This is a genomic window from Spongiibacter tropicus DSM 19543 (assembly GCF_000420325.1).
Classification (GTDB): Bacteria; Pseudomonadota; Gammaproteobacteria; order Pseudomonadales; family Spongiibacteraceae; genus Spongiibacter; species Spongiibacter tropicus.
On record NZ_ATUS01000005.1, the window covers coordinates 197,838 to 210,666 of the forward strand.

Sequence of the window (12,829 nt, forward strand, 5' to 3'; positions counted from 1 at the left end):
GCTTCTGTGTGCAAGATTTCATTTGAGGGGGTCGCGTGCCTTAGGGATTTCGTTATAAGATTGAAAAATCAGTGCTAAACGCCAGTATAACCGCCGCCGGAAACGGAACATTCTATGTCTTTTCGCCTTTCTCTTTTGCCTCTTGCCGCCGCAGTGATGTGTACGGCGTGCTCGTTGACCCCTGTTCAGTCGTCTGGACAGGTTGCGCCGGAAGCGGTGCCCGATGGCGAGCGCATGGCATCGCTGGAAACCGCCCTGGCCGATGCATTGATTCAGATAGAAAAGTTAAAGGCGCGCAGTGAACAGGATGGCGGTCTGCCTGCCATGCCGCCGAACGCCCAGACGGGCGCGTGCTATGCGCGTATGCTGACGCCGCCGAAATATATCGACCGCCGGGCCAGTCGTATTGTTAAAGAGGCGACCGAGCGTCTGGAAATGCAGCCTGCGCGAACGGAGTGGCAGGAAGAGCAAGTGGTTGTCAGCGAGGCCTATACCAAGCTGGAGCTGGTGCCCGCGACCTATAAGTGGGTAGAGGAGCGCACCGAAGTGCTCCCCGCCAAGCAACGTCAGGAGCTGGTGCGCCCTGCCGAGTATGAGAGCCGCGAAGAAAAAATTCTGGTGAAACCGGCAGAGTGGGTATGGCGTCCGGGTCGCGGTGAGCTGGAAAAGATCGATGAGGAAACCGGCGAGATTCTCCATCAGGTAGAAATCCCCGCAAAATACCGCACAGTAGAACGGCAGGTATTGGTGTCGCCTCCGGAATACCGCACCATTCATGAGCCCGCCGTGTTCGAAACCGTGCGCAAGCGCGTTGTCGATCAACCGGAACACACCGTGGAAGTCAAAGTACCCGCGGTGTACAAAACCGTGAAAGTGCAGAAGGTGGTGGAGCCCGCCAAGCTGATTCGTGTGCCGGTACCCGCAGAGTACGAGGAATATAGCTATCGCGAAAAAATTGCCGACGAGGAGCTGGTCTGGCGTCAAATTCCCTGCAAGCGTGACCTGGACGACGACAAACTGCTTCGCCAGGTACAAAAACAGCTTAACGAGCGCGGCTTCGACGCGGGCTATGCTGACGGTATTCTAGGCAAGCGCACCGAGGCGGCCATTCATGCCTTCCAACAAAAGCAGGGACTGGCAACCGGGCGTCTCTCGGTTGAAACCATTCAATCACTGGGCATTGCGTTCTGATAGCGGCGCGGGTGTTGGCTTGCTCCCAACCTCGCGCCAACGCAGAATGCGGCCATGGACGCATTTTCTGAATTGCTGAGCGAGGTGCGGCATTGCCGCCTTTGCGAAGCGCATCTGCCACTGGGGCCTCGCCCCGTTGTTCAACTCAGTGCTGACGCCCGATTGCTGATCATCGGGCAAGCGCCGGGTACGCGCGTGCATGCGTCCGGCAAACCCTGGGATGACCCCTCGGGTGACCGCCTTCGCGGTTGGCTGCAGATGGACCGGCAGCGTTTTTACCACGATCCTCAGCTTGGCATTATGCCGATGGGCTTTTGCTACCCCGGTAAAGGGCGCAGTGGTGATTTGCCGCCCCGGCCAGAGTGTGCGCCCACTTGGCATCAGCGTTTGCGTGAGCATATGCCGAACATCGCGCTCACCCTGCTGATTGGGCAGTACGCCCAGCGCTATTATCTGCCGGATGTCAAAAAAGGCGGAAAGCCGCTTTCGCTGACCGATCGGGTGCGGAATCAGCCATTGGACGGCGATTTTCTGTGCCTGCCGCATCCCTCGCCACGCAATATTCGCTGGTTTCGTCAAAATGCCTGGTTTGATGACGAGATCGTGCCCGCTTTGCAGTCGCGCCTGTGCGGGATACTTGATCCCTACCTTCCCGTTACCGAGATTTCTCCTGATGACTAAATCGATTGGCCCCTGGCTTCAGCATAGCCGTGACACGGTGTACGAAAACCCCTGGTTGCGACTGGAGCACCACAGTGTCACCACGCCGGGCAAGACCGAGGGTATTTACGGCAAAGTCTGCTTTAAAAATACGGCAGTTGGCGTGGTGCCGCTGGATGACGACGGCTATACCTATTTGGTGGGGCAGCATCGCTATCCGCTGGATAGCTATAGCTGGGAAATTCCCGAGGGCGGCGCGCCACTGGGCACATCCCCTGCGGATACCGCCAGGCGTGAATTGGCAGAGGAAACCGGCCTGCGCTGCGCGGCGCTGTATCACTACGCTCAGCTGCACACCAGCAATTCCTGCACCGATGAAGTCGCCGATGTATTTCTGGCATTGGAGCTGACGCCGGGAGAGACTGCGCCGGAAGAGACCGAGGATTTGCAAGTGCGTCGTCTGCCGCTGGGTGAAGCGGTGGAGATGGCGATGTGTGGGGAGATCACCGATGCCTTGAGCGTAGCGGCACTGCTTAAATTGCGGCTTTTGCTTGATCGGCATCGCGGCGATCTGCAGTCAGTGATTGCCGCAATGAAAAGCTGTCCTGATTGAACACTGGCGCAAGTCGGCGTACTAAACGTAGTGTGTCAGGACAGACAAACAGGTGCTGGGGAAATTAGAGGAGAACAGATTATGCCGTATCGCCAATGGCTGGGGATTTGGGTATTGCTGGTGACATTGCTGCCGCTTTCGGCGACCGCCGAAGAGGGCGCCGATGCCCAGAATGAGGGCTTCAGCAAAGAGCAGGTCATGGAAAAAGCGGGGGCTTTCTTCGGTGAAACGAGCAAGGGCTTGGCGAGCGCCATAGAGAAAGTCTTTGAGGAACAGGGCGAGCCCAATGCCATCGTGGTGGGCGAGGAAGTGTCGGCGGCCATTGTGGTGGGTTTGCGCTACGGGCGGGGTGAGCTGCAAATGCTCGACGGTGAGACGCGGGCAATTTTCTGGCAGGGGCCGTCAGTGGGCTTTGATATGGGTGGCAACGCCTCGAAAGTTTTTACGCTGATCTACAATCTGGACGACGCCGAAACCCTGTATCAGCGCTTCCCCGGCGTTGAAGGCAGTGTGTATTACGCTGCCGGGGTAGGCGTGAACTATCTGCGCAGTGGCGACACGGTCGTCGCGCCGATTCGTACCGGGGTAGGCCTGCGAACTGGCGCCAATGTGGGCTACCTGCAATTCACCAAGGAAGCTTCCTGGAATCCCTTCTAATTGACCCAGCCCGGCGTTATGCCGGGCTGGGTTCGCCTTCCTCGTTGTCGTTATTCCGGTTGTCGCTATCACTGCTGCTTGTGTTGCTGTTGTCGCTAGTCAGGCTGACCTTTTCGCCCAGGTACTGCTGGTGAAGCACGTAGCAGTAGTCACAGAGTGCGTTGACGACCAGTTGGCTGCGCAGTGAAATCACCAGCTCAAAAGCGTGCTGAGCGCCGGGTAGTTCCGCATAGCCGACGCCTTGTTTCGAGACGGCCTTCAGCATGTGGTAAAGCTCTCGGGATTCCTTGACGGGCACCAGCGTGTCGGCGTCGCCATGAATAATCAGGAACGGCGGTGCATCGCCATTCACCCATGACACCGGTGACGCGCGCTCCCAGAGTTCCGGATCTTCACTGCGCGTTTTCTTGACGACGCGTTCAGCCAGCCATTGTTCCAGACCTTCGTTGTGGCGCTGATGCTTGCTGTTCAGGAAGTCGTAAACCCCATAGAAGGGAATACAGCCCTGCACCCGCGTGTCGCGGTGCTCAAAGCCGGGCTGAAAACAGTCCGCATTGGCGCTGAGGGCCAGCAGACTGCTCAGGTGCCCGCCTGCCGAGCCACCGGTGGCAACGATAAAGTCGGGGTCGCCACCGTAGTCGGCAATATGATCTTTCACCCACAGCAGGGCGCGCTTGCAGTCGATAATGTGGTCGGGGAAGGTGGCGCCCGGGCTGAGGCGGTATTGGACGGCAACACAGATCCAGCCGTTCAGCGCCAGTTGCGTCATCAGCGGCAGGCCCTGTTGCTCCTTGCTGCCGAGATTCTGCATCCAGGCGCCGCCGTGAATCTGCAACAGCACCGGCGCGTTTTTCGGGTAGTCGCGGCGCTGGTAGATGTCTAGGTGTAAATCTCGGCCGTCGACCTTGCAGTAGGGAACATTGCGATGAAGTTTCAGGCGCGGGTGTTTGAAGGCCACCGGATTACGTAGGCGTTCGAAGTCCGGCGTGTAATGCAGGATGTCGTCCGGGGTGTCGGGGTAGGTTTCGCTGTCCAGCGCTTCACAGATAGCGCCACGCATTACCGGCTCTGCATTGGCTGACTGGAAATAGAAGCGCGCCAGCGCCAGCCAACTCAGCATGGCAATCAGCAGGCCGAGACTGTCAGCCAAGCCCTCCAACTCGCCGAAGGTGACAATACCCAGCGTCAGAACGACGTTGATAGCAATGATGTGCAGCCCCAGCTCACCCGCCAGCATTCCGAAGATAAAGCTGATAATCCCCATCATCTCCGGCTTGCCTTTCCAGGGGTGGTAAGCATTCCAGCTCAGCCAGGCCCAGAACAGTGATAGCAGCAACATAGCCCGTTCTCCTTATGTGTTGGTGTCCGGCTTATCGCCGTAGTGAATCGCGCAGACGTAGTAGCATTTTTCGCCGGTGGGCGTGCTAACAAGCACTTCGTCATCCAGCCGCTTTCCCAGCATGGCACGAGCCAGTGGGGCGTCCATCGATAGCTTGCCGCTGGCCAGGTCAAATTCATCGGGACCGACAATCCGGTAGCAAGTCTCTTCGCCGTCGTCGTCTTCCAGTGTGACCCAGGCGCCGAAGAAAATCTTGTCACGGTCGCTGGGGAGGGTGTCGACCACCTTCAGTTCGTCTAGGCGTTTGCCGAGAAAGCGCACCCGGCTGTCGATTTCCCGCAGGCGTTTCTTGCCGTAGATATAATCGCCGTTTTCAGAGCGGTCGCCATTCTTGGCTGCTTCGTGCACCGCAGCGGTCACCTGGGGGCGTTCGACCTTCCAGAGTTGCCTGAGTTCTTCTCGCAGCGCACGCTCGCCTTCGGGCGTAATATAGCGAGACCCTCGGGCGCGGGGAGGGCGGTAGCGGCTCATGGGTGCAACAATCCTCAGGACGAAATAGCTGAACGGCGGATCATATCGCGATATGGTATCGGCGATGAATAGGGGGCAACGATTTGCAGCCCCGCGAGAAGGGAGTGAAAGATGCGAGGTTTTATCACGCTGGCGGTACTGGTGTTGTCGGTATCGGCTCAGGCGGTGGAGCTGAATGGCTCATTGATTCAGGGTGGAATGATCTGGGGGAAGGTTGAGCCGGGTAGCCGTGTGGAACTCGGGAAATACACGGTGGCTGTCGCCGATAACGGGGTGTTCGCGGCGGGCTTTGACCGCGATGCGCCGGCGTCTGTGCCACTGAAAATCTGCCGGGGTGATGCCTGTCAGACGCAAATGCTGTCTATCGAGCAGCGTGAATACGCGATTCAGCGCGTCAATGGCGTTCCCCAGAAAACCGTGACACCACCGGCGGATGTGTTGGAGCGCATTCGCCGCGAGGCCGCGCTGGTGCGCAAGGCGCGTCAGCACTATGAGCCCCGTCAGGATTTTACCGGTGACTTCGTATGGCCGCTGAGTGGGCCGGTAACGGGTGTTTTCGGCAGTCAGCGTGTCTATAATGGCACGCCCGGCCGGCCCCACTACGGTGTGGATGTGGCTAGACCAACCGGCACCGTGGTCACCGCGCCGATGAGTGGTCTGGTGACGCTGGTTCACGACGAGATGTTTTATTCCGGTGGGACGCTGATTATTGATCACGGCCAGGGGATTTCCTCGACTTTCATTCACCTCAGCAAAGTGCTGGTGAACGAGGGCGACGAAATTGCGCAGGGACAGGCGATTGCCGAAGTCGGCGCCACCGGCCGCGCAACGGGGCCACATCTCGACTGGCGACTGAACTGGTTTGGCCAGCGTCTGGATCCGCAGTTGCTGGTCGGTGAAATGCCCGAGATGTCGCAGTAATAGTCTGCTGCGGCGCTGAACAATGAATTTGAGTACATGTAATGATTGATAAAAAACTGTTGGAAATCCTCGTTTGTCCCGTCAGCAAAGCGCCGGTGGAATACGATGCAGAGCGCAATGAGCTGGTGTGTAAAGCCAGCGGTTTGGCCTATCCGGTTCGCGATGGTATTCCGGTGATGCTGGAATCCGAAGCGCGAACCTTGAGTGCAGACGAAAAACTCGGCTGAACATCCCTGCACCGGGGTTTCGGTAGCATACAAACCTCGGTGATTTCGCTATACTTTTCCTCTTTCGCCGGACGTTTTCGTCCGGCGTTTCTCGTTTAATCAGAACTCCGGAGTGAGACCGTTTTAATGAAAAGCGCTGCCATTCGCGATGCCTTTATCCGCTATTTCGAAAGCAAAGGGCACACCCCTGTTGCCAGCAGTTCGCTGGTGCCCGGCAATGACCCGACGCTGCTTTTTACCAATGCGGGCATGGTGCAGTTCAAGGACGTGTTTCTTGGTCGCGACAAGCGCAACTACAGCCGAGCGGTCAGCAGCCAGCGCTGCGTGCGGGCCGGCGGTAAGCACAACGATCTGGAGAACGTTGGCTACACCGCTCGTCACCATACGTTCTTTGAAATGCTGGGTAACTTCAGCTTTGGCGATTATTTCAAGCGTGATGCAATTCAATTTGCCTGGGAATTTCTGACCTCGAAAGACTGGATGAACATCGACAGCGAGCGGCTGTGGGTGACGGTGTATGCCGACGACGATGAGGCCTACAAAATCTGGAATGAAGAAGTGGGCGTGCCCGCCGAGCGCATGGTGCGTATCGGTGACAATAAGGGGGCGAAATACGCGTCGGACAACTTCTGGTCGATGGGCGACACCGGCCCCTGCGGACCTTGCACCGAAATTTTCTATGACCACGGCGAAGACGTAGCTGGCGGCCCTCCGGGTAGCCCCGACGAAGACGGTGACCGCTACATCGAAATCTGGAACAACGTCTTCATGCAGTTCAACCGCGATGCCGATGGCACGATGAACCCGCTGCCCGCGCCCTCGGTGGACACCGGCATGGGCCTGGAGCGCATCTCTGCGGTGATGCAGGGTGTGCACAGCAACTACGAAATTGACCTGTTTGCCAATCTGATTGCGGCAACGGCGAAGGTGGTTGGCGCAAGCGATCTGGAGCATGCGTCACTGCGGGTGATTGCAGACCATATCCGCTCCTGCGCATTCCTCATTTGCGATGGTGTGTTGCCCTCCAATGAGGGGCGCGGTTACGTGCTGCGCCGTATCATTCGCCGCGCGGCGCGCCACGGTAATAAGTTGGGGGCAGAAGGCCCGTTCTTCTACAAACTGGTCGACGCTCTGGCCGCGGAAATGGGCGAGGCTTACCCTGAGCTGCGTGAGCGTCAGTCGCAGGTTGAGAAGGCGCTGCTGGCGGAAGAAGAGCAGTTTGCCAAAACGCTGGATCAGGGCATGCGTATTCTCGAAGCGGATCTGGAGGGGCTCGAGGGCAGCCAGATTCCCGGTGAAACGGTCTTCCGCCTCTATGACACCTATGGGTTCCCGGTTGACCTCACCGCCGATATCGCCCGTGAGCAGAACCTGACGCTGGATATGGATGGCTTTGAAGCGGCGATGGACGCCCAACGCGAGCGCGCCCGCTCTGCCTCCAACTTTAAAATGGATGCCGATATCGAACTCGATCTCGACGGGCAGACAGCGTTTCTGGGTTACAGCGGCCTGGTAAGCGATGCGACTGTGCTTGCCATTCTCAAGGATGGCAAGCGTGTTGCCAGTGCCTCGCAGGGCGAGGAAATTGTGCTGGTGCTGGATCGCACGCCGTTCTACGCCGAGTCCGGTGGGCAGGCGGGGGACAGCGGTGTGATCTCGGCTGATGGCCTGCGGGTGGAAGTTCGCGATACCCAGAAAGCCGGTGCCCATTTTGTGCACCTCGGTATCGTTGCCGAGGGGCAGGTGTCCGAAGGCTCAGCCGTACAGGCGCTGGTGGACGCATCGATCCGTCAGGCGACGGCACTGAATCACTCCGCCACGCACTTGCTGCATGCGGCGCTGCGTCAGGTACTGGGCGATCACGTCAGTCAGAAAGGCTCGCTGGTTACTGCCGAGCGTTTGCGTTTTGACTTTGCTCATGGCGAAGCGGTGAAGCCGGAAGAACTCGCGGCCATTGAAGATATGGTTAATGCGGAAATTCGCCGCAATACGGCCGTTGAAACGCTGGAAACGGATATCGACACCGCCCGCGAGCGCGGTGCCATGATGCTGTTTGGCGAGAAATACGGCGACAGCGTTCGTGTGCTGAGCATGGGCGGGGATTTCTCGGTCGAACTTTGCGGCGGTACCCACGTTGAGCGCACCGGAGATATCGGCCTGATGCGCATTGTGGCGGAGTCCGGTATTGCCGCTGGTGTGCGCCGTATCGAAGCGGTGACCGGGGAGGGCGCACTGGCGGAAGCCAATGCGGATCGCCGCCGCCTTCAATCTGCCTACTCCGCGCTGAAGAGCAGTCCGGAAAACTTTGACAGCAAGCTGTCTCAGCTACTGGCCGCCAATCGCGAGCAGCAGAAAGAGCTGGAGCGTCTGAAAGCCAAGCTGGCGACGGCAGGCAGCCGCGATCTCATGAGTGAAGTCGAAGAGATCAACGGTGTAAAAGTATTGGCGGTGCAGATCGAAGGCGCCGATGCCAAGGCCCTGCGCGACAGCATGGATCAACTCAAAAACAAACTCGGTAGCGGTGTTCTGCTGCTGGCCAGTGCCGAGGGCGACAAGGTCGCACTGGTGGCCGGTGTGACCAAAGACCTCACATCGCGCTTCAAGGCGGGTGAGATCATGAAGCAGGCGGCGGCGGCCGTTGGCGGGAAAGGTGGCGGTCGTCCGGATATGGCGCAGGGCGGCGGCACCGACCCCGCTGGGATTCCTCAGGCATTGGCAGTTGCCAAGGAATACGTGAACCACGTATAGGGGCTGAGAAGCCGTTTCCTTTATTCTGGAGTTGTTGTTTAATGGGCGCCCTCCGCACGGGGCGGTCATTTGCAGAAAGAAAAGATGAGTCTGATTGTTCAAAAGTTCGGTGGCACCTCGGTCGGTACCATTGAACGTATAAAAGCAGTGGCCGAAAAGGTCGCGGGATTCAAAGCAAACGGGCACGACGTGGTCGTTGTGGTGTCGGCAATGAGCGGTGAAACCAACCGCTTGATCGACATGGCCAAAGCCATGCAGGACCAGCCGACGCCCCGTGAAATGGATGTACTGGTTGCCACCGGTGAGCAGGTGACTATCTCCCTGCTGTGCATGGCTCTTCACGACCTCGGCGTTGGTGCTCGCTCCTATACTGGAAGTCAGGTGCGAATCCTGACTGATGAGGCGCACACGAAAGCCCGGATTAAGGAAATTGACGATAAACGTATCCGCGCTGATCTGGCTGCAGGACATGTCGTTGTTGTTGCCGGTTTCCAGGGCGTGGATCAGGACGGCAATATCACCACGCTGGGGCGTGGCGGTTCTGATACCACGGGCGTGGCGCTGGCTGCTGCGCTGAAGGCCGATGAGTGCCAGATTTATACCGACGTTGACGGTGTTTACACCACCGATCCGCGGGTGGTTGGTGATGCGCGCCGCCTGAAGCGTATTACCTTTGAAGAAATGCTGGAAATGGCCAGTCTGGGTTCAAAGGTATTACAGATTCGCGCGGTGGAATTCGCTGGAAAATACAGTGTACCGCTGCGTGTGCTGCACGCCTTCGAAGAAGGCCCAGGCACCTTGATCAGTCTTGAGGAAGATTCAGATATGGAAAACCCGGCGATTTCGGGTATCGCGTTTACCCGCGATGAGGCAAAAATTACAGTTTTAGGCGTGCCCGATACTCCGGGACTTGCGTATCAGATATTGGGCCCGGTCAGCGATGCCAATATTGAGGTCGACGTCATCGTTCAGAACGTTGCCGAAGACAACACTACAGATCTGACATTTACGGTAAGCCGTAATGACCTGGCTAAGGCTGAAGCGATTGTTCGGGAACTGGTGCAGAAAACCGGCGCTCGCGAGGTCAAAACAGACAACAAGATTGCCAAAGTATCCCTGGTCGGTGTTGGTATGCGTTCGCATGCGGGCATTGCCAGCAAGATGTTCAAGACCCTGGCAGAAGAGTCGATCAACATTCAGTTGATCACCACCTCGGAGATCAAGATCTCTGTGGTTGTTGACGAAAAATATCTTGAGCTGGCGGTGAGGGCTCTTCACGCAGCTTTTGATCTGGATAAAGAGCCTTCAACGTAAAAACAGAGACGATTGCTGCGTTGCATAGGGATACGCCACGGGGTATGGACACGGACTCTGGAAAGGAGAAACCTACATGTTAATACTGACTCGTCGTATTGGTGAGACGCTCATGGTTGGTGACGAAGTCACCGTGACAGTACTGGGTGTAAAAGGAAATCAAGTGCGATTGGGTGTCAATGCCCCCAAACACGTCGCGGTTCACCGCGAGGAAATCTACGATCGCATTCAAGGTGAAAAAGACGGTAACAAAGAATAGCGGAAATTGCCGTCAAGGCCTTTGATTCTTCGCTGAGTATGGTATTATGCCGCGCGTTTCGTTGCTAACACGCTTTTGAAAACAAGGCCTTAGCAGCAAAACCGCCAGCATTATGCTGGAACATCCCGGAGAGGTGGCCGAGTGGCTGAAGGCGCTCCCCTGCTAAGGGAGTATGGGGTTAATAGCTTCATCGAGGGTTCGAATCCCTCCTTCTCCGCCATATTTGAAAAGCCCTGATCGAAAGGTCAGGGCTTTTTTTATTTGTGGCATTGCTCAGTATTGTCATGAGCGTGTCATTGTTACTCGCTAGGCTCCCAGCTTCATTTGTGCGTCCTGCACAGCCATATCCTGTTTCTGGCAGCGCCGGTTGGCGTAATGAGGTTGCCTATGTTGTCCCGCCGCGAACTACTTCAATTGATTATGTCTTCCGCCGCACTGACCGCTTGCGGGAGTGATACAACACTTAATCCCAAAACGGTCGATGGCGGCAGTGATAACAGTGATGGCGGCGGTGAGGTGCCCGAGCCGGGAGAGCCTGACCTCAATGTTGATTTCACGGTGCCAGACAGTTGGGACTATCCTGCCGTAGAGGCGCTTTTGCCATTTGGCCACGGTGTCGCGTCGGGTGACCCATTGGCTGACCGGGTGATTCTATGGACGCGCATTACGGTTCCCGATGAGCGGGGATGGCGGGTCGAGGCGCCGCAGGGCTTGCGGGAAGTCAGTGTGTATTGGGCTATCGCAACGGACCCGGACTTTCAGCAGATCGTCGGCAGTGGGGAAGTCGTGACCGATCGGCAGCGCGACTGGACGGTGAAAATTGATGCGGCCGGACTGGCATCGGCGACGACTTACTATTATGCATTCGCCGCGCTGGGCCGCAGTTCGCCGATCGGCCGGACCCGCACCGCGCCGAAAGCCGGTGACCGTGTTGACGATCTGCGTATCGCCCACGCGTCCTGTTCATCGTACTGGAACATGGACTTTCATCCCTACGCGCGCATTGCGGAGCGCAACGATCTCGACCTGTTCTGTCACGCCGGAGATTACGTCTACGAGTTTGTCGACAGCAAGGGCTGGTATCGTGCGCGCAATGACCGCTTTGATCTGGACTATGTCGATTTTCGCCATTGGCATAACCGCGACGAGTGCTGCCGGCGCTACGCGCTGTATTACAGCGACCCCGATCTGCTGCGCGCGCACCAGAGCGTAGCCTTTGCCATCATGCCGGATCAGCACGACTTTGATGATCAGGAAGATCCCGAGACGGGGGTGCTGTTCAGTCAAAGCGACGCTGCGGAAGTGTTCTGGCTGTGGACGCCCTCACGACCGCCGCTGCCCGATGGTTCGGGGGAATTTGGCCCGCCGCCTGCGGCCAACGAGCAGGTAGCGGCCCCTGCTGGAGAGCAGGCTTTACTGGATTACCGCTATCTCCCCTACGGCGATTTGGCTGATGTGGTATTGATTGATATCCGACGCTTCCGTGACGACAGTGCCGCTTCGGAAATGGGTAAGCTGCTGGGCGATCGTCAGACCGAATGGTTGAAGCAGCTATTGTTGGCATCGGCGAATACGCGGCAGGCGCGATTCCGCATCATTGTTAACCAGATCAATATGTCGCAGCTCGGCACCACTGAGAGTATCCCGTTTCTGGAGACCTTGTTTGGCTCAGAAGCTACCGGCCCGGAGCTCTATACCAATGGCTGGGGAGGCTATATTGCTTCACGCCGAGAGTTCTATGGCTTTCTGCGCGAGCAGGGTATTGTCGACAACATCGTCTTTTCCGGCGACAGCCATGGCTGGTTTGCCCACGATCTGATTGAAGATCCGTCCTTACCCAGTTATGTGCCTGCTATTGCCGACAATGGCCCGGCGGGGACGCTGCAAACCGTGGGTGTAGAATTGGTCCCGTCATCGATGGGGCGGCCCGGCGGGGGAGAAGTGGTGGCTGGTGCTCTCTATGAAGCGGCGGAGGGTGGTCCGGTGCACGACGACTACGAGACCTTTCGTCAGCGCTATCTTCCCTTGGGTGAAACGGCCGTTCGTGTGCTGGAAGGGGTTGCGCCACTGGCGAACAATAATCTTCGCTATTTTAATTGGCGCACTTACGGCTACGGCCTGACGCACCTGACTGATGATCGTCATGTGATGGAGTTGTGGGAGGTGCCTGCGCCGGTGCGAAGTGATGAGCAGACATTGATTCGCCAGTTCGACAACCGCCGGGGTAATCCGGGGCTGTTGGAGCGCGGTCCCTTCTCCAGAGTCGCAACGGTAGGGCTTCGTCAGGACCTTCCCGCACCGGCCCCGAACTGCCGGCGGTGTTTACGCCAGTGGTATAACAGTTTATAAGCCCTTCAAAAATAAGGGTT

12 protein-coding genes and 1 tRNA gene are annotated in these 12,829 nt (G+C 57.6%); 11 read left to right on the top strand and 2 right to left on the bottom strand.

Annotated elements, in window-relative coordinates:
* Positions 1-114: 114 nt before the first annotated feature.
* The 4 genes from G411_RS21035 to G411_RS0117240 all read left to right on the top strand — a co-directional run bounded on the left by G411_RS21035 (position 115) and on the right by G411_RS0117240 (position 3,121).
* Positions 115-1,191 (top strand): peptidoglycan-binding domain-containing protein, encoded by a 1,077-nt coding sequence (locus G411_RS21035; RefSeq protein WP_084495655.1) that lies wholly within the window; start codon positions 115-117, stop codon positions 1,189-1,191.
* A 54-nt stretch (positions 1,192-1,245) separates the two neighbouring features.
* Positions 1,246-1,872, top strand: coding sequence for a uracil-DNA glycosylase family protein (locus tag G411_RS21040; protein ID WP_022960457.1), 627 nt, complete (start codon positions 1,246-1,248; stop codon positions 1,870-1,872).
* Positions 1,865-2,464 carry an NUDIX domain-containing protein gene (locus G411_RS0117235; RefSeq protein ID WP_022960458.1) on the top strand — a complete coding sequence of 200 codons (600 nt, stop codon included), beginning with the start codon at positions 1,865-1,867 and terminating at the stop codon, positions 2,462-2,464. Before G411_RS21040 ends, G411_RS0117235 begins: the two co-directional genes overlap by 8 nt.
* Positions 2,465-2,545: 81 nt before the next feature.
* Positions 2,546-3,121, top strand: coding sequence for a DUF1134 domain-containing protein (locus G411_RS0117240; RefSeq protein ID WP_022960459.1), 576 nt, complete (start codon positions 2,546-2,548; stop codon positions 3,119-3,121).
* Between the two features lie 16 nt (positions 3,122-3,137).
* On the opposite strand, the gene G411_RS21045 is transcribed toward G411_RS0117240, so the two are convergent.
* Entirely contained in the window at positions 3,138-4,460 is a 1,323-nt protein-coding gene (locus tag G411_RS21045; protein ID WP_022960460.1) for an alpha/beta hydrolase, read from the bottom strand.
* Between the two features lie 12 nt (positions 4,461-4,472).
* Positions 4,473-4,991, bottom strand: coding sequence for a transcription elongation factor GreB (gene greB / locus G411_RS0117250; RefSeq protein WP_022960461.1), 519 nt, complete (start codon positions 4,989-4,991; stop codon positions 4,473-4,475).
* Positions 4,992-5,102: 111 nt separating this feature from the next.
* Here greB and G411_RS0117255 point away from each other — a divergent pair, with 111 nt between their 5' ends.
* The 7 genes from G411_RS0117255 to G411_RS0117285 all read left to right on the top strand — a co-directional run bounded on the left by G411_RS0117255 (position 5,103) and on the right by G411_RS0117285 (position 12,809).
* Positions 5,103-5,912: a M23 family metallopeptidase gene (locus tag G411_RS0117255; RefSeq protein ID WP_022960462.1), complete on the top strand. Its 810-nt coding sequence runs from the start codon at positions 5,103-5,105 to the stop codon at positions 5,910-5,912.
* Positions 5,913-5,953: 41 nt separating this feature from the next.
* Complete coding sequence (locus G411_RS0117260) at positions 5,954-6,139, top strand: Trm112 family protein (protein ID WP_022960463.1); 186 nt, start codon at positions 5,954-5,956, stop codon at positions 6,137-6,139.
* Between the two features lie 126 nt (positions 6,140-6,265).
* Positions 6,266-8,887, top strand: a complete 2,622-nt coding sequence (gene alaS / locus G411_RS0117265) for an alanine--tRNA ligase (protein ID WP_022960464.1) — start codon at positions 6,266-6,268, stop codon at positions 8,885-8,887.
* 84 nt (positions 8,888-8,971) lie between these two features.
* Positions 8,972-10,201, top strand: a complete 1,230-nt coding sequence (locus G411_RS0117270) for an aspartate kinase (protein ID WP_022960465.1) — start codon at positions 8,972-8,974, stop codon at positions 10,199-10,201.
* 76 nt (positions 10,202-10,277) lie between these two features.
* Positions 10,278-10,460 (top strand): carbon storage regulator CsrA, encoded by a 183-nt coding sequence (gene csrA, locus G411_RS0117275; RefSeq protein ID WP_022960466.1) that lies wholly within the window; start codon positions 10,278-10,280, stop codon positions 10,458-10,460.
* 127 nt (positions 10,461-10,587) lie between these two features.
* Positions 10,588-10,680: transfer RNA gene (locus G411_RS0117280), tRNA-Ser, on the top strand.
* 167 nt (positions 10,681-10,847) lie between these two features.
* On the top strand, positions 10,848-12,809 hold the full coding sequence (locus tag G411_RS0117285) for an alkaline phosphatase D family protein (protein ID WP_022960467.1): 1,962 nt from the start codon (positions 10,848-10,850) through the stop codon (positions 12,807-12,809).
* The last annotated feature ends 20 nt before the right edge of the window (positions 12,810-12,829 follow it).

Excerpts from the sequence above, each read along its gene's own strand:
- G411_RS21035 (WP_084495655.1), top strand. The coding sequence starts at position 115 with ATGTCTTTTCGCCTTTCTCTTTTGCCTCTTGCCGCCGCAGTGATGTGT.
- G411_RS21040 (WP_022960457.1), top strand. The coding sequence starts at position 1,246 with ATGGACGCATTTTCTGAATTGCTGAGCGAGGTGCGGCATTGCCGCCTT.
- G411_RS0117235 (WP_022960458.1), top strand. The coding sequence starts at position 1,865 with ATGACTAAATCGATTGGCCCCTGGCTTCAGCATAGCCGTGACACGGTG.
- G411_RS0117240 (WP_022960459.1), top strand. The coding sequence starts at position 2,546 with ATGCCGTATCGCCAATGGCTGGGGATTTGGGTATTGCTGGTGACATTG.
- G411_RS21045 (WP_022960460.1), bottom strand. The coding sequence starts at position 4,460 with ATGTTGCTGCTATCACTGTTCTGGGCCTGGCTGAGCTGGAATGCTTAC.
- greB (WP_022960461.1), bottom strand. The coding sequence starts at position 4,991 with ATGAGCCGCTACCGCCCTCCCCGCGCCCGAGGGTCTCGCTATATTACG.
- G411_RS0117255 (WP_022960462.1), top strand. The coding sequence starts at position 5,103 with ATGCGAGGTTTTATCACGCTGGCGGTACTGGTGTTGTCGGTATCGGCT.
- G411_RS0117260 (WP_022960463.1), top strand. The coding sequence starts at position 5,954 with ATGATTGATAAAAAACTGTTGGAAATCCTCGTTTGTCCCGTCAGCAAA.
- alaS (WP_022960464.1), top strand. The coding sequence starts at position 6,266 with ATGAAAAGCGCTGCCATTCGCGATGCCTTTATCCGCTATTTCGAAAGC.
- G411_RS0117270 (WP_022960465.1), top strand. The coding sequence starts at position 8,972 with ATGAGTCTGATTGTTCAAAAGTTCGGTGGCACCTCGGTCGGTACCATT.
- csrA (WP_022960466.1), top strand. The coding sequence starts at position 10,278 with ATGTTAATACTGACTCGTCGTATTGGTGAGACGCTCATGGTTGGTGAC.
- G411_RS0117285 (WP_022960467.1), top strand. The coding sequence starts at position 10,848 with ATGTTGTCCCGCCGCGAACTACTTCAATTGATTATGTCTTCCGCCGCA.